At 65.5% G+C, this 24,699-nt stretch carries 22 protein-coding genes; 4 read left to right on the top strand and 18 right to left on the bottom strand.

Going from position 1 to position 24,699, the window contains the following annotated elements; all coding sequences use genetic code 11:
* Positions 1-41: 41 nt before the first annotated feature.
* Positions 42-839 (bottom strand): DODA-type extradiol aromatic ring-opening family dioxygenase, encoded by a 798-nt coding sequence (locus ACVJ19_RS19640; RefSeq protein ID WP_453950656.1) that lies wholly within the window; start codon positions 837-839, stop codon positions 42-44.
* A gap of 157 nt (positions 840-996) precedes the next feature.
* On the opposite strand from ACVJ19_RS19640, the gene ACVJ19_RS19635 reads away from it, so the two are divergent.
* Entirely contained in the window at positions 997-1,176 is a 180-nt protein-coding gene (locus ACVJ19_RS19635; RefSeq protein WP_027547875.1) for a hypothetical protein, read from the top strand.
* A 7-nt stretch (positions 1,177-1,183) separates the two neighbouring features.
* Here ACVJ19_RS19635 and ACVJ19_RS19630 read toward each other — a convergent pair whose 3' ends face one another.
* Positions 1,184-2,659, bottom strand: coding sequence for a carboxylesterase/lipase family protein (locus ACVJ19_RS19630; RefSeq protein ID WP_453950655.1), 1,476 nt, complete (start codon positions 2,657-2,659; stop codon positions 1,184-1,186).
* Between the two features lie 79 nt (positions 2,660-2,738).
* Entirely contained in the window at positions 2,739-2,987 is a 249-nt protein-coding gene (locus ACVJ19_RS19625) for a hypothetical protein (RefSeq protein ID WP_453950654.1), read from the bottom strand.
* A 191-nt stretch (positions 2,988-3,178) separates the two neighbouring features.
* On the opposite strand from ACVJ19_RS19625, the gene ACVJ19_RS19620 reads away from it, so the two are divergent.
* From ACVJ19_RS19620 to ACVJ19_RS19610, 3 genes are all read left to right on the top strand, one after another.
* A complete protein-coding gene (locus ACVJ19_RS19620) occupies positions 3,179-5,869 on the top strand; it encodes a flavin-containing monooxygenase (RefSeq protein ID WP_453950653.1) in 2,691 nt (896 codons plus the stop codon).
* A gap of 133 nt (positions 5,870-6,002) precedes the next feature.
* Entirely contained in the window at positions 6,003-6,275 is a 273-nt protein-coding gene (locus ACVJ19_RS19615; protein WP_453950652.1) for a hypothetical protein, read from the top strand.
* An 84-nt stretch (positions 6,276-6,359) separates the two neighbouring features.
* Positions 6,360-6,665: a hypothetical protein gene (locus tag ACVJ19_RS19610; protein WP_453950651.1), complete on the top strand. Its 306-nt coding sequence runs from the start codon at positions 6,360-6,362 to the stop codon at positions 6,663-6,665.
* A 16-nt stretch (positions 6,666-6,681) separates the two neighbouring features.
* Here the strand turns inward: ACVJ19_RS19610 and ACVJ19_RS19605 are convergent, their stop codons facing one another.
* From ACVJ19_RS19605 to ACVJ19_RS19535, 15 genes are all read right to left on the bottom strand, one after another.
* Positions 6,682-6,837 (bottom strand): hypothetical protein, encoded by a 156-nt coding sequence (locus tag ACVJ19_RS19605; RefSeq protein WP_018640808.1) that lies wholly within the window; start codon positions 6,835-6,837, stop codon positions 6,682-6,684.
* Between the two features lie 101 nt (positions 6,838-6,938).
* Entirely contained in the window at positions 6,939-7,457 is a 519-nt protein-coding gene (locus tag ACVJ19_RS19600) for a septal ring lytic transglycosylase RlpA family protein (protein WP_453950650.1), read from the bottom strand.
* A gap of 140 nt (positions 7,458-7,597) precedes the next feature.
* Positions 7,598-7,762, bottom strand: coding sequence for a hypothetical protein (locus ACVJ19_RS19595; protein ID WP_453950649.1), 165 nt, complete (start codon positions 7,760-7,762; stop codon positions 7,598-7,600).
* A gap of 31 nt (positions 7,763-7,793) precedes the next feature.
* Positions 7,794-9,044 (bottom strand): DUF1501 domain-containing protein, encoded by a 1,251-nt coding sequence (locus ACVJ19_RS19590; RefSeq protein WP_453950648.1) that lies wholly within the window; start codon positions 9,042-9,044, stop codon positions 7,794-7,796.
* A gap of 2 nt (positions 9,045-9,046) precedes the next feature.
* Positions 9,047-10,504 (bottom strand): DUF1800 domain-containing protein, encoded by a 1,458-nt coding sequence (locus ACVJ19_RS19585; RefSeq protein WP_453950647.1) that lies wholly within the window; start codon positions 10,502-10,504, stop codon positions 9,047-9,049.
* Between the two features lie 173 nt (positions 10,505-10,677).
* Positions 10,678-13,197, bottom strand: a complete 2,520-nt coding sequence (locus ACVJ19_RS19580; RefSeq protein WP_453950646.1) for a M56 family metallopeptidase — start codon at positions 13,195-13,197, stop codon at positions 10,678-10,680.
* Positions 13,194-13,586, bottom strand: coding sequence for a BlaI/MecI/CopY family transcriptional regulator (locus ACVJ19_RS19575; protein ID WP_453950645.1), 393 nt, complete (start codon positions 13,584-13,586; stop codon positions 13,194-13,196). The genes ACVJ19_RS19580 and ACVJ19_RS19575 overlap by 4 nt, the downstream gene beginning before the upstream one ends.
* 331 nt (positions 13,587-13,917) lie before the next feature.
* The gene (locus tag ACVJ19_RS19570) at positions 13,918-15,570 is read right to left on the bottom strand and encodes an NAD-dependent malic enzyme (protein WP_453950644.1); all 1,653 of its coding nucleotides are present in this window, start codon (positions 15,568-15,570) and stop codon (positions 13,918-13,920) included.
* Positions 15,571-15,868: 298 nt separating this feature from the next.
* A complete protein-coding gene (locus tag ACVJ19_RS19565) occupies positions 15,869-16,867 on the bottom strand; it encodes a tripartite tricarboxylate transporter substrate-binding protein (RefSeq protein WP_453955165.1) in 999 nt (332 codons plus the stop codon).
* 101 nt (positions 16,868-16,968) lie between these two features.
* The gene (locus ACVJ19_RS19560; RefSeq protein ID WP_453950643.1) at positions 16,969-19,299 is read right to left on the bottom strand and encodes a mechanosensitive ion channel domain-containing protein; all 2,331 of its coding nucleotides are present in this window, start codon (positions 19,297-19,299) and stop codon (positions 16,969-16,971) included.
* Positions 19,300-20,166: 867 nt separating this feature from the next.
* On the bottom strand, positions 20,167-21,204 hold the full coding sequence (locus tag ACVJ19_RS19555; RefSeq protein WP_453950642.1) for a patatin-like phospholipase family protein: 1,038 nt from the start codon (positions 21,202-21,204) through the stop codon (positions 20,167-20,169).
* Entirely contained in the window at positions 21,201-22,130 is a 930-nt protein-coding gene (locus tag ACVJ19_RS19550) for a polyphosphate kinase 2 family protein (RefSeq protein WP_453950641.1), read from the bottom strand. Before ACVJ19_RS19550 ends, ACVJ19_RS19555 begins: the two co-directional genes overlap by 4 nt.
* Entirely contained in the window at positions 22,096-23,109 is a 1,014-nt protein-coding gene (locus tag ACVJ19_RS19545) for a branched-chain amino acid ABC transporter permease (protein ID WP_453950640.1), read from the bottom strand. The genes ACVJ19_RS19550 and ACVJ19_RS19545 overlap by 35 nt, the downstream gene beginning before the upstream one ends.
* Complete coding sequence (locus ACVJ19_RS19540) at positions 23,106-23,987, bottom strand: branched-chain amino acid ABC transporter permease (RefSeq protein ID WP_453950639.1); 882 nt, start codon at positions 23,985-23,987, stop codon at positions 23,106-23,108. The genes ACVJ19_RS19545 and ACVJ19_RS19540 overlap by 4 nt, the downstream gene beginning before the upstream one ends.
* A 5-nt stretch (positions 23,988-23,992) precedes the next feature.
* The gene (locus ACVJ19_RS19535; protein ID WP_453950638.1) at positions 23,993-24,697 is read right to left on the bottom strand and encodes an ABC transporter ATP-binding protein; all 705 of its coding nucleotides are present in this window, start codon (positions 24,695-24,697) and stop codon (positions 23,993-23,995) included.
* Positions 24,698-24,699: the final 2 nt, after the last annotated feature.

The following is a 24,699-nucleotide window of genomic DNA, read 5'->3' as shown; positions in this document are numbered from 1 at the left end:
GCTTTCTTCGCCTCTCCCCGCAAGCGGGGAGAGGGAGAAGATCACCCACCAAACACATACGACGCCATCGCGACGCCCGCGACCTCGTCGACGAAGACGCGCTTGCCCACATCGCTGCCGGCGGCACCGGCCGCCACCATCAGCGGCAGCAGATGGTCCTCGCGCGGATGCGCAAGGCGTGCGCTCGGCGCGCTCTCCCAGTCGACCAGCATCGCGTTGCGGCGCGCCGCATCGGGGTTGCTGATCGCCTCGTTCAGATAGGCCTCGAAATCGTACGAAACCGGCTTCGATTCCGGCCGGTTGAAACCGCGCATGTTGTGATAGGTGAGCCCGCTGCCGACGATCAGGATGCCCTCGTCACGCAGCGATGAGATCGCCTCCCCGACCTTGATGTGCTCGGCTGCATCGTAGCTCGACTTCAGCGACAAGAGCACGATCGGCATGTCGGCGTTGGGATACATCAGGCCGAGCGGGACGAAGGTGCCGTGGTCAAACCCCTGATTGGGATCTTCGCGGCAATCGAGGCCGGCGTGCTTGAGCAGCGCCCTCACCTCCGCAGCAAGCTCCGGCTTGCCCGGCGCGGGATATTTGAGGTGATAGGTGTGCTCGGGGAAACCGTAATAGTCGTAGACCATCGGCGGATGCGCCGAGGTCGACACGGTGAAGGCGTCGGCCTCCCAATGCCCGGTGATGACGAGCACGGCCGTCGGTCTTTCCGGGAGAAGCTGCGGCAGCCGGCCGAACTCCTCGGCCGTCCTTGCATATTGCACCCGCCGGTCCTCCATGAAGGGCCAGGGGCCGCCGCCATGCGACAGGAAGAGGGTCGGAAATCTCGTCATGGGTAAAGGCTCGGCTCAAAGACAACATACGCGTGCAGCGATCCCACGCGACCGGCCGCGAGCATAGGCAAACTCGTATGGTTAGCAAGTCGTTAACGATTTGGCTTCCAAAATCCCGCCGTGGCCGAAGGAGTCGGCCAGAAGACGAGGACGTGAGATGAGGAAGTTTGCGCTGGGGGACGTCGTCAACAGTGACAAGGGCCGCCGCGGCGTCGTTCGCGCCGCCTTCAAGTCGCGGGAAGGCCAGCAGTTCTATGCCGTCGAGAAGGACGGTGCGATGGACTATCTCGAGGAAGACCGGCTGAGCCCGGCGCCGCGCGTCGAGCTCGCGGCTTAAGTCCGACTCATTTCCTGCTCTCATCTGCGAGCCAGTCGAGGCGCTCCGCGAAGGGGTCGTCTCCGCTCGCCATGCGATCGTTCGCAATCAGCAGCAGGCGATCGCTGCGTGCCGCCGCGTCCCAGCGTGGCAGCTCAGGACCGTTGGGATCGCCGCTCCTCGCGAAATTGATCCAGAAGGCGCGCATGCGGCTTGCGATCTCGCGATCGCGCCGCGACAGGATGCCGGCACCGGGCACGCCTTCCGCGCCGAAGATGAATTGCAACTCGCGCCCGTGACCGCCCTCGGGATTGGCGCGTCGCGCCTCCGGCACATAGGCGAAGCGATAGCGGAAGGTCGGCGCGCCGGTCGCGGCGTGCAGGCGCGCCAGCAGCCTCACCGGCTCGGAGAAGACCTTGTCGGTGTAGACTTGGGCTGCAAGGTCCGACGGCTTGTCGAGGTCGGGATAGAGCTTGCGCAGCTGTTCGGCTCTCGCACCTGATGAGGCAAGTGCCTCCGCGACCTCCGGCTCACTGTCGAAACCCGTCTCGTCATTGTTGGAGCCGACGATCAGGGGAATCCGGCTTTCATGTCCGGCCGCAAAACCAGCGGCGATATCTTCCGTCACGAGACCCCCGTCAATTGCCGGCGCGAAGCCGTGCGGGGATTTTGCGAGCAGCATCCGTTCGGCCGCAAGCAGCCGCGCCGGCGCAATCGCGCGCGGGTCGGTGCCATCCTGGCCAAGCGTCGCGACGAAATGCAGGCCCCAGGCCTCCGCTTCCTGCCGCGAGCGCAGGCGCACGCGGCCGGGCAGCGATTGCAAAATGGCTTTCTGAAACAGGCCGCGCGCCTCGCCGCACAGCATCAACAGCGCGATCGATGTCGCGCCCGCGTCACTGCCGAACAGAGTGACGTTGCCGGGATCGCCACCGAACGCCGCGATGTTGTCGTGCACCCAGCGCAGCGCCGCGATCTGATCCATCAGCCCGTAATTTCCGGAGCCGCCTCCCGACAGCGCGGGATGGCTGAGCCAGCCGAGCGCGCCAAGACGATAATTCACGGTGACCAGGATGAGGCCGGCCTGCGCGAGCCTGGCGCCGTCGAACAGCGGATCGTTCACTGTGCCGCTGACAAAGGCGCCGCCATGGATGAACACCATCACCGGCAGCGGGCCGTCGACGCCGAACGGGCGAAACACATTCAGCGTGAGGCAATCCTCGCTCGCACCGGACAGCGACGGTTGAAGGCACGGCGCACCGTACTCATAGGCGGTGCGCATCTCCGAGCTTTCAGGCGTGACCTCTGGCGAACGCCAGCGCAGCGGCCCGACCGGCGGCGTCGCATAAGCCAGCCCCTTGAAAAAGGCCACCTCGCCCTCGACCCCGCCGAGCATCTGGCCTTCGCGCGTCAGCGCAAACGGAAACTTTCCGACCGGCTGGGCGACGGCCGGGTCAGCAAGGCAGAGGAATGCGGAAGCCGCAATGAGCGCAAGCAGGGACCGCATCTTGGGGATCTCGATGCGCGAAGGTTTCCTGCAAGGTTATGTCCGCGACACGCGAAGAGGCAAGCCTCGCGGCGCGAGCCTAACCGCCCTTGGCGAGAATCTCTGCCAGCGCGCGGCGGGCGATGATGCCGAGCTCACCGAGCGTAGAGTGTCCCGACTGCGCCGCCTCGATCAGGCGCTCGGCGATGAACTTGCGGCTGTCATGATCGCCGCCGTGCGGCAATTGGCGACACGTCTGCTCCAGGACGACGTCCATGTTGGCTTTGGTCCGCTCACTCAACTCTGTCATGACGCCCGGCCGGCACGCGTGGCTTGTAACCGCAAGCATACACAGAGGGATCAGGCATGATTAGCCCGGGTAATCACGGCCATTGTGCATCGCGATGCGTGCATTGGAGCAACGTTCGCGCCGCCACCGTGAAGCCGCAAACGACTACCGAGGATTGCACTTGTTCTGGTGACAAGCCGAGCCTGCAGGACTAGCCTGCCGGCAAAACAAAACGCACGGGAGGAAATGCCATGCCTGAAGCAATGGTCGCTGCGCGTGAGTCGAAAGCGGCGAGTGGAACAGCAGAGCAGGTCGACGTCGCCGTGGTCGGCGCCGGGTTTGCCGGCCTCTATCTTCTCCATCGCCTGCGCAAGGCCGGGTTGACGGCGGTCGCCCTCGAAGAAGCCGGCGACGTCGGGGGAACCTGGTACTGGAACCGCTATCCCGGCGCGCGCTGCGACATCCAGACCATCGACTACAGCTACACGTTCGATCCCGACCTCGAGGCGGCCTGGACCTGGTCGGAGAAATACGCGACCCAGCCCGAGATCCTGCGCTATCTCGGTTTCGTCGCCGACCGCTATGATTTGCGCCGCGACATCCGCTTCAAGACCAAGGTGACCGAAGCCAGATGGGACGAGGCGGCCGAGCGCTGGCAGCTCACCACCGATAATGGCGCGCCTGTCTCCTGCCGCCACTACATCATGGCCACCGGCTGCCTCTCCGCACCCAAGCCGCCGGAGATCGACGGCGTCGAGGACTTCAAGGGCGAGGTCTATTTCACCGGCCGCTGGCCGCATGACGGCGTCAATCTCGCGAGCAAGCGCGTCGCCGTGATCGGCACGGGCTCGTCGGCCATCCAGTCGATCCCGCTGATCGCCGAGCAGGCCGCGCATCTGACCGTGTTCCAGCGCACGCCGAATTTCGCATTGCCGGCGCACAACGGCCCCGCCCCCTCCGACCGCATGAGCCTGTTGCAGGGCGACCGCGCGGCCTATCGCGAGCAGGCGCGCCAGTCGATGGCTGGCGTGCCTTATCCGCAGCAGACGGTCGTGAGCTGGCAATTGAGCGATGCCGAACGTCGTGAGCGGTTCGAACGTGCCTGGGCCGCCGGCGACCTCGTCCATATCCTGACGCAGCTCTGGGCCGACCAGGCGGTGGACGTCGACGGCAACAAGATCGTCCAGGACCTGATCCGCGAGAAGATCCGCGCCGCCGTCAGGGATCCCGAGACCGCCGCGGCACTCACACCGCATGACCATCCCTTCGGTGCCAAGCGTCCCTGTCTCGACACCAACTATTACGCCACCTACAACCGGCCGAACGTCACGCTGGTCAACCTCCGGCAGGAGCCGATCAAGGCGATCACGGCGAGCGGCATCTTCACGAACGGCCGCAGCTTCGACCTCGACGTCATCGTGTTCGCGACCGGCTTCGACGCCATGACCGGCGCGATCCGCGCCGTGCATCCGATCACAGGGCGCGGCGGCAAGTCGCTCACCGACGTCTGGGCGCAGGGGCCGCAGACCTATCTCGGCGTCACGGTGGAAGGCTTCCCGAACTTCTTCATGATCACCGGACCCGGCAGCCCGTCGGTGCTGTCCAACATGGCGGTGTCGATCGAGCAGCATGTCGACTGGGTCGTCGATCGCCTTGCCGCGCTGCGCGATGCCGGCTTCACCACGATCGAGCCGACCGAGATGGCGCAGGCGGGCTGGGGCCAGCACATGGCGGACTGCTCGATGCTGACGCTGCACCGGCTCGCCAACACCTGGTACACGGGCGCCAACGTGCCCGGCAAGGTGCAGGGTCTGATGCCCTATACCGGCGGCGTCGGCCCCTATCGCAGCATCTGCGACGAGGTGGTCAGCCGCGGCATGCTTGGCTTCAGGCTCACCGGCCCCAATGGCACCGCGCAATGCAATGACGGCGAGGTGGTACGGCTGCAGCCGGACGTGCGGCTGGTGCTGAACCTGCTGGCAACGCTCAACCTGCCGCCGATCGAGTCGATGGGCGCGGAAGGCGCGCGCGCCTTCGTCAACGAGTTCAACAAGGGCCGTCCCGCCGGACGGCCGATCGGCGAGATCGTCGACGGCACCCTGCCCGGTGCCGACGGTCCGCTGCCTTATCGTGTCTTCAAGCCCACGACAGCAGGTCCGCATCCGGTCGTGGTCTATTTCCACGGTGGCGGCTGGGTGCTCGGCGACGAGCAATCGGACGAGCCGTTCTGCCGCGACATGGTGCGCAGGACCGGCATGATGTTCGTCAGCGTCGGCTATCGTCACGCACCGGAGCATCGCTTCCCGGCTGCGGCCGAAGACGGCTATGCGGCAACACGCTGGATCGCCGAGCACGCCGCCGAGCTCGGCGGCAGACCGGGGCCGGTGCTGGTCGCCGGCTGGAGCGCCGGGGGCAACATCGCCGCCGTCACCTGCCAGCTCGCGCGCGACCGGGGTGGGCCCGAGATTGCGGGCCAACTGCTGATCTGTCCGGTCACCGACTGCACGTTCGATCGGCCCTCCTACAACGACAATGCGACCGCCTATTTCCTGACGCGCTCGCTGATGGACTGGTTCTGGGACCTCTACTGCTCGCCGGCGGACCGCACCGATCCGCGAGTCTCGCCGCTGCGCGGCAAGGTCGCGAGCCTGCCGCCGGCCTTCGTCGTCACCTGCGAGTTCGATCCGCTGCGTGACGAGGGCGTCGCCTATGCCGAGGCGATGGCGGCCGCCGGCGTCCCGGTCGAGCAACTCAAGGCGCGCGGCCATTTCCACTCGTCCTTCACGATGGTGGACGTGGTGATCACGGGCGCGCCGGGCCGGGTGCAGATGGCCGAAGCCCTGCGGCGCTTCGCCGGGCTTCCGCCGGAGGTCAGCAGCAGCGACGAGAACAGCCACGGTCACACCAGCTCGGGGCATAAGATCGCGGCAGCTGCGAGCTGAACTGCAACGGATCGGCCGGGAACCTTTTGCCGGCTGCTGCGTTGAGTGATCGTGGCATTGAGATGCAGCGATAAGGTGTAGGCCCCGGCGCGCAGATTCGCGCGCTGGGGTTCTTTTTGCGTGAGGCGGGACGATGGGGGACGTTGTTGCGGAGTCAAAAGTCGATTTCGGCGCGCTTGCGGCGCTGCATAAATGGCCGTCGCTCGCCAACCAGCGCCGCCCGGACCGCGTGCCCTACCAGGTGAGCGAGGGGACGCTCGACGAATGTATCTCGGCCTTCATGCAGAAGCCGGCGGCAACCCGGCATCTCTATGAGATCCGCACCGCGCCGCAGCCGCCACTGGTTACCGCCGTTCTCTCTCCCGAGCACGTCATCGAGCTATCACGCTGGAGAGAATTTCTCTGACGGCCTTCACAAGCACGTGCGTAGGAACCTTCTTCCGGTTTTTCCCGTTGTCGGAGATCGGAAGTCAAGTCGTGAGTGTCTGCAATGCGTGCAGCTGATGTGCCCTCCCCGGTCGTGCCCTATGGCGCGGACCAAACCCTGTTCGTCGTCGTCGACCGTCTCGATAGAGCGACTGAAATCCGCATCGAGCGCAGCGATCTCGATGCCGCGATCGGCGAGCTCGTCGCCGGTTGCTTCAACGATCCCATCATGGTGATCTCGTTCAACACGCTCGAGCACTGGATGAAGGACATCTCGACCGACGTCGCCGGCGAGATAAAGGCGCGCTGCGACATCGATGGCAGAGAGCTGCCCGACTATCTCAGCGACTTCGTCGAGAGCCACAGCTGAGCATGGGTAACGGGAGTTATGCGCGCCGATACTTGCCGGTGATGACCTCGATCTCGCGGCGGCGTTCGCCGGCGAAGGTCAGGAGCTTTTCGATCGTCAGCGTATCCGTGATCCGTTTGGCGAGCCGCTCGGCACGCGCGGCCTGATCTTCGAGATACTGGATCGTGTTCAAGCGCCGCCCCCCAAAAGCCCCGAATTGTTTGGGTAGCCATGGTGCTTGAGAAGCGCCTAACAGCCGGTTAAGCGCGTAGCCTCATACGCGCGAAACGCGCCTCATCGCACGACGTCGAGGCGGACGTTGGCGAGGCCCTTGTCGACCATGCCGAGCGCTTCGGCCGCTGACGGAGAGATGTCGACCACGCGCCCGCGAACGAAGGGGCCGCGATCATTGACCCTGACGGTGACGAAGCGGCCGGAGGACACGTCGGTGACGCGCAGCTTGGTGCCGAACGGCAGGCTCCGATGCGCCGCGGTCAGTTCGTTCTTGTCGAACTTTTCGCCGCTCGCGGTCTCGGTGTCGGAGTAGAAGCTGGCAAGACCATGCGAGGCGGTTCGCCTTGCGTCACCGTCGGGGATGCGCGCCCGGCTGATCGGCCGCGGATGCAGCGCCGCCACCCTGTGCGGCCGCTCGATCGCGGCCTGCCGGCTTGTGCCGGCGAGATCGGCTTTCTGGCGGCCGACCGGTGACTGCGCGCAGGCGGCGAGCGATGCGGCACCCAGGATCGCGAGCAGCAAGCGGCTCGAGGTTGCCAGCGACATTCGGGCAGTTTCGGCACGTGCAATGCGAGACATGATGCGCCCTCCGAACAACCCCAAGTTTCGGTGGGCAATGAGGGCAGAACCTTGTCGGAACAAAAGCGGCCTTGCGGCCGCCACCGTTTCGCGCCGGCTGTGACGATTCCATCACAGTGGATGTCCTGAATCGGGACAGATCAGCCCGATACGATGCGCAAAATAGTCGGGCGCGTGTCCGGCCGGGCCTCCCCGGTCTCGACGTCCCCCCGGAGCAGCCGCATCAGCTCGCGCCGATAGAGCCGCCGCCAGCCGGTTTTCAGGCTGGCGAGAAAGTCGAGCTCCAATTGTGTCAGTGTGCACATGAACCCGATCCGGTTTGCTGGAGGCGCGCCGTCAGCCGACGAGGCCTCCCATCGGTTTGACCTCAGTGCTGCCCGGGAAGACCGTCTCGGCAAGCATCTTCTCCTCGACGCGCAGGTGATCCCTGAGCAGGCCTTTCAGCACCGCGCGCAGATCCGTGGTCGGCTTGAGATCGCGGTCCTCGAACAGTTGCGCGGGCTTCAGGCCCGGCCAGTCCGCGATCACGCGGCCGCCGGCGAGCCCGCCGCCGATGAGGAAGGCGACGGTGCCGGTGCCGTGATCGGTACCTTGCGTACCGTTGATGCGCGCTGTGCGGCCGAACTCGGTGACGACGGCGACCACGGTCTCGTGCCACACTTCGCCCATGTTGCTTTCGATCGCCGCGAACGCGCCGTCGAGCGCGCCGAGCAGATTGTAGAGCTGGCCCGACGCCGCGCCTTCGGCGATGTGCGTGTCCCAGCCGACGAAACCCATCGCGCCGACGCGCGGGCCGTCGGGCTTGGCGAGATAGCGCGCGGCGGTGCCGGCGGCCTCGGCGAAATAGGCGCGCACGCGCGCAATGCCCGGCGGCGCCAGCGTCGGATCGTCCGACATCGGATCGCCCGTGCCCATCGCGCCGTCGAGCGAAGCGAGCTTCATGCGCGCCTGAAGCACGGTCGCAAGCTTCGGATCGGTGTGCTGGTAGAGATCGAGCAGGCGGTTCTGCGTATCCTGGCTCGCGGGCAGAAGTTTTTGCGGCACCCATGTCATGACCGGCGCCGAGCCGCGCACCACCAGCGGCGTCACCGAACCGATGCCGAGCGCACGGCTGCCGCGCGGATCGACACGGCCGCCGGACTCCATCGCGAGCAGCGCGCGGTTGAGCCATCCCGAAGCGGTCGCACCGGGCCTGGTGAAGCCGCTCTCCAGCACGTCCTGGCCGTCGAAATGCGAACGCTCGCGATAGGGCGTCGCCGTGGCATGAACGATCGCGGCCTTGCCGCTCTTGTAGAGCCGGTGCAGGTTCGGCATCGCCGGATTGAGCGCGAAGAAGGAATCGAGCGGCAGCGCCGGCGGCTTGCCCTCGAGCAGCAGCGCGCGGTCACCGCGCAGGGCGATCCAGTCGGGATCGCCGACCGGCGCGACCGCGCCGAGACCATCGAGCGCGCCGCGCAGGATGACGACGAGCAGGCGCGGATCGCGGCCTTCCGCGCGCGCGATCCGCGGCATCTGGCTCCATGCGAACAGCGCGCCGGAGCCGGCCAGAAGCTCGCGCCGCGTGGGCAGATGACGATCAAAGCCCATGCTCACCTCCTCTGAAAATCCGCCGACATGAACAGAAGCGCGAGCGCCTGTTGCCGGCTCTCGGCACGGCCGACCGCCTGCTTCACCTCGGATGCGATCTGCGATGCAAACACGTCCTCGATGATGACTTGCGGATCGGCCATGCCGGTGATGCGTTCGGCAAAGTTGTTGGCGATGTCGAGCCGCCGGCCGACACCGTCGATCCAGCTCGCCTCGTCGTCCGGATAGCCCTTCGGCGCGGACGGACGCCACAGCGCCTCGCCGAGCAGCTCCTGGCCACCGGTGTAACGGACGGGATCGACGGTCGTGATGCCGGTCGCGCGCACCATGCCGGCGACCCATTCGCCGGGACGCTTGAGCTTTGACGGCGGTCCGCGCCACGCCTCGTCCGACGACACCATCGCGATTGCGACCCGCTTGAGATCGCCCTCGGTGTCGCGAAAGATCTTCGCCATCTGCTCGATCAACGCGGGCGGCGGCTCGTCGGCGACGAAGTGCCGCGCGAGCTTGGTCGCGACATGGGTCGCGGTGGCCGGGTTCGCGGCGAGATCGCGCAGCACGGCGCGGCCCTGCTCGGCGTCCTCCTGCTCGTAGCGCTTGCCGAGTACGGTCTGTCCGCCCGGCTCATGCAGTCGCGGATTGAAGGTGAACTCGCCGCCATGCTGGGGATCGGCGCCTGGCGGCACCAGCGTCCAGCCGGTCATGACATTGGCGAAGCTGATGACGTCGTCCTGGGTGTAGCCGGTGCGCACACCGAGCGTGTGCAGCTCCATGATCTCGCGCGCGATGTTCTCGTTGAGGCCGCGGCTGCGATTGATGCCCGCAATCGAGTTCGCGCCCATCGATTCCAGATTGTCGAGATAGAACAGCATCGCCGGATGGCCCTCGACGGCGAGCAGGAGATCGACAAAGCGGCCGAGCGCGTTGGCGCGAACGGCCTCGCGCTCATAGGCGCCGGACATGCTCTGGATCTTGTTGGCCGAGACGCAGAAATGGTTCGACCAGAACCACACCAGCCGCTCGGCAAAGCCGATATCGGCGGCAAGCGCAGCTTCCGTGCGCAGCTTGGCCTCCTGCAAATACATCGGACGCCCGGGATCGGGAACGGCTTCCGCGGCCTGCTTGGCCGCGATCTCGGCGGCGTCCTTCTCCAGACCCTGACCTTGCGCCTGAGCCTGGTCTTCCGACATCGCCTGCGCGGCCGCCATCTGCTGCTTCTTGGCCTGCTGCTGCGCCTGCTTGGCGCGCGCCGCCCGCCGCGCATTGGCGTCGGCCACGGTGCGATAGGCTTTCGCGCTGGGAGGAAGGCTGGCAGCGGCGGCCAGCACCAGCGGCCGGTCGAGCTCGGCGATCAGCGCGCCGCGCGGGTCGGAGCCGATGGCGGCGATCGATCCCGGCCGCGGCCCCATGCCGAAGCGATGAAGCGCCAGCACGGCCTCGGCCCTTGCAGAATTGCTCATGGCGAACGCCCAATTCTCTCGCGCCTGCCGACATCGCGCCGCGCGAGGCTACGAACTGTAATGCTACATACTGTAGCATTCGTGGCATGCACCGGCAAGCAGAGATTGAGCCGTTGCCATCAAGAGATCGGGAGCCGCCCATCCGATGCGACGGACGGGCGACCGCAACGCTTCTAAAAATTCGGCCCGAGCGCGATCTTGGTGATCGTGCCGTTCCTGACGCCAATCCGCCATTCCGCCGAGCCGTTGGCGAACTGGGCGATGTAGATGTCGCTGTCGAGCGCGGTGACGCCGCGGAACGACACCGCACGCAGTGCGCCGAGCCGCGTCAGGATGGCCTGGTCGAACGGAAGCTGCTGGCGCGTGAGGTCGGCGACCTCAGGCGTCATGTGCTCGTAATCGGGATGTCCCTTGCCGATGCCCTCGATGTAACGGCGCAGCATCTCCTCGCCATTGGCGATTGGAACGGCACGGCGTGCGGCACGCCCCGGCTTTGCGCCGAGGCTCGAGGCTTCGACATTGTGGAAGCGCGTCTGCCGGCCCGGCATCAAGACCTCGAGGCACCGCCCTGCCTTGTCGGCAATCACCCAGGCATTGTTCACTGTGGTCGTGGCCGCCCAGCTCATGTTGGATCTGACGACGCTCTCCGTCTTGCGATTGCCGTCGGCATCGAGATTGAAGAGGCGGATGTCGTCGCCGAGCTCGTTGTAGACCATGATCCGGATCGGCGAGGTGCCGGCGCGGCCGCGCACATTCGCCTGTTCCGAGCAAGGCAGGATGCCGCCGAGCTCGTCATTGCCGTCCGCCCGGAAGATCACGTCGCCGGCCTTGCCGTCGGGCTCGAGCAGCAGACGGAATTCCGCCGTGCCGTTCTCGAACTTGGCGCCATAGATGTCGTAGCCGCCGGGACCGACGCCGCGGAAGAAGATCGACTCGAGCGCGCCGAGCGCCACGAACGTCGCCTGCGTCTCATTGAGCTGACGGTGGACCTTCGCAGCGAGCGGCGCGCTCATCCGGTCGTAGTTCGGGGTGCCGTGGCGCAGATCCTCGATCCCGCGCAGGATCATCTCCTTGCCGCCGGCGACGGGGACCTGCTCGCGGAAACGATCCGGCACCTCCGCAACGCGGCGCGCGAAGTCCGCCTCGATCGCCTGCGCCACGGCCGCATCGATCCGCGGCGCGAGACGGGCCCCGAACACGGCGTTCTGGACCAGCACGCGCGAGACCCTGGCTTGTTCGTCGCGCAGGAAGATCAGGAGGTTGTCGCCATGGATCGAGAAGACGTCGGCGCCCTCAGTGAGGAGCGCCGCCCGGCCCTGCACGGTTTCCTGCACCTGCAGCCGATCGCCGTCGCGGCGCACGGTGAGCACGCGGTTCGGCGCAACCCTGTACCAGCCGATATACTGATCGAGCGATACGGAATCGGTGGCCGCCGCCGGCACCTCCGCGACGCGGACCGCGCGGATGTCGCGGCCGTTCATGCGCAGCATCAGCTCGGCCGAGCGGCGCTCCGCATCAGCTGAGAACGTGATCTCGCCGGACGAGGCCGCGTAGGATGCGGTGCCGTCACTGCCGACCGTCAGGCGCAATTTGCGCTGCCCGGTGAGCTGGCCGTAGAGCTCGTCGCCCTCGCGGAAGATCGCGAACACCGAGGCCGGGCCCATGGCGTAGAAATTGACGAAGGGGTGATAATGCTCGGCCGGCACCTCGCCGCTGTCCGCAACGGCGGGCGCAGGGTCCGGCGTGCGATAGGCGATCATGCCGGTCGAGACGATCAACGCCGGCACGATCGCGGCCGCGATCCACAGCCGCTTGCGCCAACCGACCGCGACCGGCAACGCGGCCGCCGCGATGATGCGCTCGACGCGGGCGCGCACGGTCGAGGCTCGCGCCATCGCGAGCTCGACGGGGCGCGGTTTCACGCTGCTGGCAAAATCGAGCAGGATCTCCGCATAGGACAGCCGGTCGTCGATCACCTCGATCGCCTGCGCGTCGCTGATGATCTCGGCGAGCTCGGCAAGGCGCGCGAGCTGCCACCAGGAGAACGGGCTGAACCAGAACACCGCGCGATTGAGCGAGGCGAGCAGGAGGATGTAGAAATCGCGATTGGCGACATGCGCGCTTTCATGGGCGAGCACCGCGAGGCGCTTCTTCGCATCCCACCCTGCAAATTGCGGCGGCACCAGAATGGTCGAGCCGAAGGTGACGGGTCCGCCGACGTCGCGGCTGACGCGGATGTCGGCGTCGATCAACTGCGCACCTTTCACCGGCTTCGCCGTGCGCGCCAGGCGCCAGGTCAGGCCGAGGCCGATGGCGAGCCGCAGCAGCAACAGGCCGGCGACGCCGGCATAGACGATCGTCGCCACCAGCCACCAGTCGATCGAGACGCCGCTTCTCGCCGGCGGCGCGACGACGGCGCCCGGCGTGATCGGCAGCGCCGGCTGCGACGTCTCCAGCATCGCGATATCGGCCGGCCACAATTCGCCCGGCACCGGCACGGACGCGGGCAACCGGTCGATGGTGAGCGTCGGCCAGTGCATCACGAACGGCATCGCGAGCGAGGCCATGAGCACGACGATCCACGCCGTCATATGGACGTGCGGATTGCGCACGCGAAACAGGGTGAGACCGAACCAGACGACGCCTCCCAGCACAAGGGAGCGCAGCGCCGCCTCCGCCAGAGTTGCGATCATTCTTTCTTCACTCCCCTCGCTTTCTTCGCCTTGGCCACCTGGTCGGCCAGCGAGCGCAATTGCTGCTGGTCGAGCATCTTGTTGTCCACCATGCCGACGAGGACCTCCTCGACCGAGCCGTTGCAGAACCAGTCGACGATGCGCTGCACCGCCTTGGCCGCAACGCGCGCACGGGGTTCGGCGGCGTGGTACACGTAGGTGCGACCGTCCACCGTGTGGTTGACATAGCCCTTTTCTTCCAGCCGGCGCAGCACCGTGCGCACTGTGGATTCCTTCAGACGCCGCGACAACCGCTCACGCACGATCTCGGCCGTGACAGGACCATGGGCCCAAACCAATTGCATGACCTCACGCTCGAGGTCGCCCAGTTCGGGCAAACGATCGTCCATGGCATCTGACCTTGCGGATTGAGTTTTCTTGTAACGCTACAGACTGTCGCATATACGGCCGCGCCAGGCAACGGCGATTCCACCTGAAATGGTGATGGTGGGCTGACCTATCGGCGATCTAGAAACGTCTGAGGAGTCGGATGGACCTCCGACCTGATTGGCAGCGTGCCCTGCCCCTCACCCGGATTGACTACGCAATCCGACCTCTCCCCGCAGAAGAGCGGGGAGAGGTAAGGAAGGCACGCTGCTTCACTCCCTCTCCCCGTTCTTACGGGGAGAGGGTTGGGGTGAGGGGCGGCGCCTCCGCGAGTTCAACTTGAATTTGTGAGCCTCAGTACTTCGGCTCGTACATCTGCGACTGCATCAGGGCCTTCACGTCATTCGGCGCGGGTCCGTCCGCCAGCCCGCGCTGATAGGCGACATCGGCCACCGCGGCAGCGATGCTGGCCGAGACCTCGCGGATGCGGGGCAGCGCCGGATAGAGGCTGCCTTGGGCGAGGTCTTCCTTCCCAACGCTGTTGGCGAGCGTATGGGCGGCCGCCATGAACATCTCGTCCGTCACCAGCTTGGAGCCGCTGGCGATGACGCCGAGGCCGACGCCGGGGAAGATGTAGGAGTTGTTGCCCTGGCGCGGCACGAAGGTGCGGCCGCTGAGCGTGACCGGATCGTACGGGCTGCCGCAGGCAAACAGCGCGCGCCCCTCGGTGTAGCGATAGGCATCCTCGGCCGAGCATTCCGCCTTCGAGGTCGGGTTGGACAGCGCGAACACGATCGGTTGCTCGTTGAGCTCGGCCATCGTCTTCAGCACCTCGGGCGTGAAGGCGCCGCCGACCGCGGCGACGCCGATGATCGCCGTCGGCTTCAGCGTCCTGATGGCGGTGAGGAAATCGGCGATCGGCGCCTGGCCGGTATGGGCATAGCGCAGTTTGTGGCCGGAAAGGCCCTCACGGCCGCTGACGACGAGGCCTCGGGAATCCACCAGCCAGTTGCGGCGAAGCGCTTCCGCCTCGGAAGCCCCCTCCGCCATCATGGCGGAGACCACGAGATCGGCGATGCCCGTCGCCGCCTCGCCCGCGCCGAGGAACAGGATTTTCTGATCCTTCAGCTTGCCGCCGGAGACGCGCAGGGCCGAGAACATGCCGGCGAGTGCCACCGCCGCGGTGCCCTGGATGTCGTCGTTGAAGACGCAGGCCTCGTCGCGATATTTGTGCAGCAGCTTGAACGCCGAGTGATTGGCGAAATCCTCGAACTGGATCAGCACGCCAGGGAAGGTTTTCCGCGCGGCAGTCATGAACTCGTCGACGAAGCTGTCATAGGCCTCGCCCGTGAGCCGGCGCTCGCGCAGGCCGAGATAATAGGGATCGTTCAGGAGCTCTTCGTTGTTGGTGCCGACGTCGAGCACAACAGGCAGGCACAGTTCGGGATGCACGCCGGCGCAGGCGGAATAGAGCGAGAGTTTTCCGACCGGAATCCCCATGCCGTTGGCACCGAGATCGCCAAGTCCCAAAATGCGCTCGCCGTCGGTGACGACGATCAGCTTGGCCGGATAGGGCCAGTTCTTCAGGATCTCGGCGATCTGGCCGCGGTCGCGCGAGGAGATGAACATGCCGCGCGGCCGCTGGAAGATCAGGCCGTATTTCTGGCAGGCGAGCCCGACGGTCGGCGTGTAGATGATCGGCTGGATCTCGTCGATGTTGTCGACGACGACGCGGAAGAACAGCGCCTCGTTGCGGTCGTGCAGCGCGTTCAACGCGACGTATTTTTCGAGATCCGTCGGCAGCGTGCGCAGATTGGTGAGCACGCGCTGGGCTTGGGTCTCCATCGTCAGCACGCAGGGAGGCAACAGGCCGCGCAGGCCGAGCGCCTCGCGCTCCGCTTCCGTGAAGGCGGTGCCCTTGTTGAGCAATGGATCGCGCAGCAGCGTCATGCCGTGTGCGGTGTCGGATGATGTCGAATGGGCGCTGACCCGAGCAGGTCTATTCACGAATTCCCCCAGGGAGTTTCTTATTGAACCGCTGACATTGTCGGCCAGCGATCCCCTGAGATCAAGGACGTAGAAACCTAGGGCTCGATTGTGATCTCGCACCGCAGCGAGATTGGCGCGCAAACCGGCAATTGCGCACGCGAAAAGGTTAACGGCGCAAACTCCGTCTCCTCATGGTGAGGAGCGCGGCACGCGCGTCTCGAACCATGAAGGCCCCGATCTCGCCCGCGGCCATCCTTCGAGACGGCCGCTGCGCGACCTCCTCAGGATGAGGAGCAGTGCAGGTGGCGCCGCGCCGCTACTCAGGCTTGATGTCGGCGGCCTTCACAATCGGCCACCATTTCTCGGCCTCGGCTTTCTGGAAAGTCGCGAGCGCTGTCGGCGATTGCTGACCAGGTGGCGGAATCTCCTGCCCCAATTCGGCGAAGCGCTGCTTCACGGCGGGATCGGCGAGCACGGCGACGATAGCGGCGTTGAGCTTTGCGACGATATCCTTCGGCGTGTTCTTCGGTGCCCAGATGCCGTGCCAGTAAGAGATATAGAGCCCGGGCAGGCCCGCCTCGTCGACAGTCGGGATGTCGGGTGCAGATGCAAGCCGTGTCGGCGAGGTCACGGCGAACGCCTTGATGGCGCCGTTCTTGTATTGCGGCAGCGAGTTCGAGGCCTGGTCGAACATGATGTCGATCTGGCCTGCAACCAGATCGATCATCGCCGGCCCGGCTCCGCGATAGGGCACGAACTGGAAGTCGGTCCCGGTCTTCTCCTTGAAGAAGACGCCGGCGACATGGGCGCCGGTGCCCGCGCCAGCGGTCCCGGCGGTGGCCTTGCCGGGATGGGCCTTCAGCCACGCGATCATCTCCTTCAGGGTGTTCGCCTCGAGCGACTTCCGGCCGACGATGAGCTGCGTGCCCATCGCGATGGTCGCAACCGGCTCGAAATCGGCGATCACGTCATAGGGCAGCTTGAGGATCGCGCCGTTGAGCACATGCGTGCCCCAATGGCCGATGGTGATGGTGGTGCCGTCAGGCGCCGCGCGTGCGACGCGGGCGCCGGCGATGCTGCCCGACGCACCCGCCACGTTCTCGACCACGACCGTCGTGTGCAGTTCGGCCGCGATCCGCTCGGACAAGATCCGCGCCAGCGTGTCGGTCGGGCCGCCCGCTGCGAACGGAACGACGAGGGTGATTGGGCGCGACGGAAACGGCTGCGCATTGCCAGCTGCGGCCCACGCCGCGCATCCGATCAGCGCGCAAATGACGAGCACATGACCACGACATCCGGCCCACAGCCCCCGCATCATCGTCTCCACCCTTCTTGCCGCCCGCATGTTGTCAGCGGGCTGAAGCTGGAGTGAACGCTGCCGGGCGAGCGCAGGCAAGCTGGAATTTTGCGGAGCTTCTATCCAGCCGCCCGCCGCGGCGTCAGATTGGCGGCCCCTTCCGCCGGCGGCGCGACGTGCATCAGAATGGTCTGGGTCGCCGAAGCGACCTCGATGCCGTTCTGCTGGAAGCGCTGCTTCATGCGGCGATTGAATTCGCGCTGCACCGGCCAGCGGCCGGCCTCGGTGCAGCGGATCTGGCCGACGATCGACACCATGGCGCCATCGACCTTGTCGATGCCCCACAATTCGAGATCGCCGCGGATCAGCGCGCGGAAATCCGCCTCGCGCCGCATCTCGTCGACGATATCCTTGAGGATCTGGCCGGCGCGGTCGGTGTCCTCCTTGTAGGCGACATTGACGCTGACGGAGGCGTTGCCGGCACCGCGGCTGGCATTGGTGATGGTGGTGACCGCGCTGAACGGCACGATGTGCACGGCGCCGTCGCCGGCGCGCAGGCGAATGGTGCGGATCGAGACGTTCTCGACGACGCCAGTCAGCCCCGAGACGCTAACGGTGTCGCCGACCTGCACCGTGTTCTCGAGCAGCAGGAACAGGCCGGTGATGAGATCCTGCACCAGCTTCTGCGAACCGAAGCCGATGGCGATGCCGACGATGCCGGCGCCCGCGAGCAGCGGCGCGACATTGACGCCGATCTCGCTCAGCGCGGTGAGTCCGACGACGGTGGCGATCAGGCAGAGCAGCGCGGTGCGCAGCATCGGCTGGAAGGTGCGCAGGCGCGCCGCGCGGGCGTAGTGCCCGTCCCTGGACAGCGAATTGATCTGGCGATCCAGCAGCGCATTGCTGATTTCCCAGATGGCCGCAGCAATAGACACGGCAATGCCGATCGTCACCACCGCCGAGATCAGCCGGCCGCCGATCTGGCCGCCGTAGAACCAGACGATGGCGTCCACGCCCCAGACCTCGAGCACGGCCACGAAGCCGATGAAGGCGATCGCACCCGAGACGATCTTGCGCAGCAGCGGCAGATAGCGGTTGGCGCGGATCTCCAGCCCCGGAAAGCGCTGCAGGATCTCCGGCTTGATGCGGAAACCGCGGTCGATCAGGCTGAGCGTCAGCATGATGGCGACGCGTGTGATCACGGCGACCACGATGGTCCCGACGAAATATTGCAGCAGCAGCGAATAGCCGTTGCGGATGTTCAGCGCCCACACCGCCCACAGCGCCAGATCGAGTGCGATGGCGAGATAATGCCAGCCGCCGGCGATGCGGTTGCACAGACGCGCCGCGATCCCCTGCCGTTCGGCGGGGGCGCGAATGGCCTCGGCGACCTGGCGGCGGCACTGCAGAATGATGACGACGACGAAGAGGTGCACGACCAGCATCACCATGCGGATCAGCGCGGCGTAACCGGCGCGATGCAGCCCGAGCAGCAGCGCCACATTGGCGAAGGCGATGCCGGTGACGCCGACACCGACGATGCGGCGCGCCCAGATCTCGATATAGGCCGCGGTCTCGGCCCGCACCGGGAATAGGCCGAATGGCCCCGCCAGCGCACGGACCAGGCAGATCAGCCCGCGCGAGAACGCATAGGCGTTGACGACCGCGAGGATCACGAGGCGCACCGTCGTGGGCTCGCCGATCTCCGTTCCGAGCAGCGCGGTGGCGATGCCGACGAAGACGAACACGGGAAGCAGCTCGAGCACGAAGCGTCCAAGCACGAAGGGCAGCCGCAGCATGACCTGCCAGACCCGCGCCAGACTGTGGCGGCGCTTTTGCAATTCAGGTGCTGGCGTCACGTCGGCCACCGATGACGGTGGATCGGCAAGGGGCAGCGCCTGTGCCGGCAGGCGCGCGGTTTGCGGCACGCGTCCTTCCAGAAACGCGACCGGACGGCGGATCAGACGGAAGATCACCCATTCGGCCGCGAGCGCGCAGCCGAGCACCAGCGCGAGCTTCCAGGCGATCTCGATCAGGAGATTGTAAGCCGCGGGGTCGTTCGCGGTGCGCATGATCCAGTAGTAGAAGGCCGGGAAGTGCGTGAGCGTCCGCGCCATGCCGGCGATCTCGCTCGATATCTCGCCGATCTGCTCCGACACCGTGAGCATGAGCTGCGCACCAAGGCCATCGGCCGCAAGCGGGATCGGCGATTTCTGTTCGGGCGCAGGCTGCTGCGGACCGGACGCATTGGCGATCGCGCGCAGCGTGTCGATCATCTGCGCGCGCTTCTTGTCATCCTGCAGGGTTTCCAGTGCGCGCTTCGCCTCATCGGGCGACAGCGCGGTCGCACCCTTGACGTCCGGCGCGGGCGGCGCGGCGCGAGCCGGGGAGACAGACGAGATGGCGAGGAAGAGCGCTGCGAGAAGCGCCGGGACAAGCTTATGCGACACGCGGATTCCCTAGAAAAAATGAATGCGCCGGCGGCGACGGAACCGCCGCCGAAGCACATGCGTCATGTCGGATGACTGCTATTCGCCCCTGCCCTGTGTCGGAAATTGGCCTTTGAGGCGACATTCTCTTGGCATTTGCCGCAATGCAGGATCAGAGACGGCGCCGCCTCGGCCAGGCGAAACGCCATTCAAACGCTGTGCGCGCAAACAGCCCGCCCGTCATTCCGGGATTCGGCCCGGAATGACGGCGAGGAGGAGGAGAGTGAGCAGTATATGAAAATGCATTCGTCGGGGCGGCCTCAGCACGGCCATCACAACGATCGATGTGATGCAAAATACAGCGCCGGGAAGGTAGGGGCCATGCCTCACTGATGCAGCCCGCTAAACCTTGACCCGGCGTGCCGTTCGCGGTTTCCGCCGCTATGCGATAGTCCGAACGAGCTCCATCGCAATTAACGCGGCTGGATTTGCGGAGGTGGCGTCATAGACCTCCCCTTGCTCATGAAGTGGACGTTACGCGTCGCTTGTTTGCGACCACGGAGATGCTCCTCCTGAGACACAAAACTGTCAAGCAGGATCGATGACCGAAGGATCACATTTGAACGCGCGAGTTCCCTGGACGGCTGCGCCCCCATCATGAATCGCCGGCCGCGCTCGGCAATGGGGAGCGCTTCCGCGCGATGTCGCCGACATTGAGGAGCAGCGGGGGCATGGTGACATCATGCCCCTGTTTTGCCCGACGAGTCAAACAAGCTTCTTAAAATCCGAACAACAGCGAAGCGTTCGCCAAGCCATTGATTCCGCAGGTACCGGCTACTGTGCATGGGGTTGTTTTCGCAGTTATTGTCCGTGACCGGCGCAGGCCGCCTAGAGAAACATGTCTGCCAGGTCGACCGTCGATGACTTTCCGATCTGGTCGAAGTTTCGCGCCAGCCAGCTTCGCGCCGCATCGCGGCCCTCGTCGCGCAGGCGACACAACAGGCTCCATTCGGGGTGGAACTGCGTGGCCGTGCCGAGCTGCGACATCAACAGGTCGTTGCCGATCCAATGCATGTACATGCGGCTGTGCCTGTCGCTGTCGAGCTCGCCATCGTCGATCAGCCGCGTGGCGAAGGCGATCGCGCGCATCTCGCGCATCAAGGACGAATTGAAGCTGATCTCGTTGATGCGGTGGAGGACATCGGCCGCGCTGGTCGGCAGCTCGTCGCGCCTGATCGCCGTGACCTGCACGATGATGACGTCGTGACTGCCCTTGCGATAGATCAACGGATAGATCGCGGGATTGCCGAGATAGCCGCCGTCCCAATAATGCTCGCCGTCGATCTCGACGGCCTGGAAATAGGGCGGCAGGCAGGCCGAGGCGAGCACGGTTTCCGCCGTGAGCAGCGGGCTCTGAAACACCTTGATCTTGCCGGTGCGGACGTTGGTGGCGTTGAGAAACAGCTGCGGCGCCTCCGGCGAGGAATTGAGCCGGTCGAAATCGACCACGCGCTGCAGCAGCGAGCGAAGCGGATTGAAATGAAAGGGATTGAGCAGGCCCGGCGGCAGCGTGTGTGTCAGTGTGTGGATGACGGCATGGACCGGATGATATTCCGGCGGCAGCTTCAGCGCCTGGATCCACTGGTTCAGCGGCGACATCAGATCGTACGCCATGTCCATGCGCGACACTTCGTACCAGAATGCATGCAGGCTCTCCCGCGCGGCCTCCGCACCTCCGTGCGCCATGCCGGAGGCCATCACGACGGCATTCATGGCGCCGGCACTGGTGGCGCTGATCGCCTCGATCGCGAGCCTGCCGTCTTCGAGCACCTGGTCGAGCACGCCCCAGACGAAGGCGCCGTGCGCGCCGCCGCCCTGAAGCGCGAAGTTGACGGTCTTGCGGTCCGCGGTCCGATCAGCTGTCACTTTGCTTGCTTCTTGCCTCCCGTCCCCTCTTTCTCCAGCGCCTTGCGCACCTGCTCGAACTCCGCGAGTGAGGCCTTGTCGGCACGGGGAAAGCGCAGATCGAGCTTTTCGAGCGTCGCGTTGATCACCGAGCCGATCACGACGCGGGCGAACCATTTGTGATCGGCGGGCACGACGTACCAGGGCGCATGGGAGGTCGCCGTGTGGCGCACGATGTCCTGGTAGACCGCCTGGTAGCGCGGCCACAGCGCGCGCTCCTTGATGTCGTCCATGGAGAACTTCCACTGCTTGGCCGGATCCTCCAGTCGGTCGAGGAAGCGCTCGCGCTGCTCGTCCTTGGACACGTTGAGGAAGAACTTCAGCACCACGGTGCCGTTGCGGCAGAGATAGCGCTCGAATGCGGCGATGTCCTCGAACCGCTCCTTCCAGATGTTCTTCGTGACCAGCTTTTGCGGCAGCTTCTCCTTGGCGAGAATCTCCGGATGCACGCGCGTCACCAGGCATTCCTCGTAATGGGAGCGGTTGAAGATACCGATATGCCCGCGCTCGGGCAGCGCGACGACGTGACGCCAGAGGAAGTCGTGGTCGAGCTCCTTGCTGCTCGGCGCCTTGAAGGCCGTGACTTCGCAGCCCTGCGGATTGATGCCCTCGAAGATCGCCTTGATCGCACTGTCCTTGCCGCCGGCGTCCATGGCCTGGAACACGATCAGCAGCGACCAGCGGTCCTGGGCGTAGAGCTTCTCCTGGAATTCGATCAGCCGCTTCTTGTTGGCGTCGAGAATCGCCTGCGCCTTCTCCTTGTCGAGATCGCCCTTCTCGTTGGTCTTGTGGTCCTTGAGGTGAAACTTGCCCGAGCCATCGTAGCGAAATGGCGTGATGTAGCGGTCAAGTTCATGTGCGAGCGATTTTGACGGCTTCTTGCTCATGAGCGCGGGATACCTTGCGTTGCGGCTTCAGTCGGTCGAGCAAGCTACCAAGGATGCCCTTGGGAAGGAATATGATGAAGAGCACGAGCAGCACGCCGTAGACGAGATTGTCCCAGCCGACCGCCTTGGTGCCGAAACCGATGCGCAAGGTCTCGGCCAGGAGAATGGTGATGATGGCTCCGACGGTCGGTCCCAACGAGACGAACAGGCCGCCGACGATCGCCGCGAACACCATCTGCAGCGACACCGCGATGCCGCTGACCGTGTCGGGGGTGATGAACATCTGGTACTGGCAGTAGATCGCGCCTGCGAGCGCCGTCATCAACGCGCTGAGCAGCGTGATCTTCAGCTTCTCGGCGGTGACGTCGACGCCGGCCGCAGCCGCAGCGTCCTCGTCCTCCGAGATCGCCTCCAGCGCATAGCGGGCCATGCTGCGGTCGACCCAGTGCCAGACCACGATGCCGAACAGCCAGACCGCGAGTGCGATCAGATACCAGGTCGTCTTGTCGTCGAACTGCAGCGCCAGCAGCTTGTTGCCGGACGCGCGGTTCGGGGTGTAACCGAGCGAGCCGCCGGTATAGTCGCGCGTCGCCGTGATCACCTGAAGCACGATGCCTGACAGCGCCAGCGTCACCAGCACGAAATAATGCCCGGTGATGCGGAAGCGGAAGCAGGGATAGCCGACGATCATTGCCAGCGCGCCGGCCGCCGCCATGCTGATGGGAATGCCGATCCAGGGCGACAGTCCCAGGTGATTCCACAACAGCGCAGTGACATAGGCGCCAATCCCCATGAAGCCGCCATGTCCGAGCGAGACCAGGCCGAACCGCCCCATCATCGACCACGAGGTATAGGCGAACGACCAGATCAGGATCAGCACCAGGATGTGCAGATGATAGGGATCGCGATAGACGAAGGGCAGCGCGACCAGCGCCGCCAGTCCTACCCCCCATGCAGCAAGACGTCCCTGCCCCGTCATCGGCGCCTCGCAAGCAGGCCCGCGGGCCGGATGAACATCATGACGATGAAGAAGGCGAAGGCGAGCACATAGCCCCATTCGAGGTCGGAGAACAGGCCGCCGAGCGAGATGATCTCCGCGAACACGAAGGCAGCGATGAAGCCGCCGATGAAATTGCCGAGGCCGCCGAGCACGCAGATCAGGAAGGTGATCGGCCCGAAGGAGAGGCCGACGAAGGGATGCACGTCATATTGCAGCACCAGGAGGCAGGCGGCGAGGCCGGCGAGCGCGCCGCCGAGCGCGGAGGTGATGAGGTAGATCCGCTTGGTGTCGACGCCCATCAGCGCCATGATCTGCCGATCCTGCGAGATGGCGCGGATCGCGGTGCCGGTGAAGGTGCGCGTCATGAACAGATAGACGGCGACCATGCCGACCAGTGCGGCCACGAACGAAAGCAGCCGTGCGTAGCTGAAGTTCATGTCGCCGAAGGCGAGCACCGGCAGGCGGATGCCGAGATTGCGGAAGTCGATGCCGAAGGCGACGGTGGCAAAGCTCTGCAGCACGAACAGCACGCCGCCGGTCGCCAGCAGCTGGTTGATCGGCGGCGCAGTCAGCAGCGGCGCGATCACGAGGTAGTGCAGCGCCGCGCCAAGCACGGCGACCAGCAGGATGGTGAGCGGGGCGGCAACGAAATAGCTGAGGCCATAATACTGCACCATGAAATACATGCCATACATGCCGATCATCACCAGCTCGGCGTAGCAGATCCAGGTCACGTCGATGACGCCGAAAATCAGGTTGAGCCCGAGCGCGAGCAGCGCCAGCACGCCGCCGAGCAGGATGCCGTTGATCACGGCCTCCAGCAGATAGATGTCGAAAATGTCCAGGAACGCCTGCATGCCCGTCACACCCCGAGATAAGCTTCCTTGACCGTGTCGCTCGCCAGCATCTCCGCCGAGGTGCCGGACGCCCGGATCGTGCCCGCCTCGATCAGATAGGCGCGGTCGACCACCTTCAGCACCTGCTGCACGTTCTGCTCGACGATCAGCACCGTCAGCCCGCTGGCGCGGATCCGCTTCACCAGCTCGAACACCTGCTGCACCACGACCGGCGCAAGTCCGGCCGACGGCTCATCGAGCAGCAGCAGCTTTGGATTGGACATCATCGCGCGGCCGATCGCGCACATCTGCTGCTCACCGCCGGACATGGTGCCGGCCATCTGGTGGCGGCGTTCCTTCAGGCGCGGAAACAGGTCGAACACCACCTCCAGCCGCTCGGCGTAGCGGTCCCGCGCCTCCTTCATGAAGGCGCCCATCTTGAGATTGTCGTCGACCGTGAGCTGCGGAAACAGCCGCCGATTCTCCGGCACATGCGCGATGCCGAGGCTGACGATCTTGTGCGCCGGTGTCGCGACGACATCGACGCCTTCCATTCGGATCGATCCGCGCGAGGGACGGATCAGGCCGGAGATGACGCGCATCAAGGTGGTCTTGCCGGCGCCGTTGGGGCCGATGACGCCGACGGCTTCGCCGGCCTTCACGTCGAGATTGACGTCGAACAGCGCCTGGAAGGTGCCGTAGCCGGCATTGACGCCGCGGAGCTCCAGCATCG

It is taken from the genome of Bradyrhizobium sp. USDA 376 (assembly GCF_054063675.1).
This window is presented reverse-complemented; position numbering and strand designations above follow the sequence as displayed.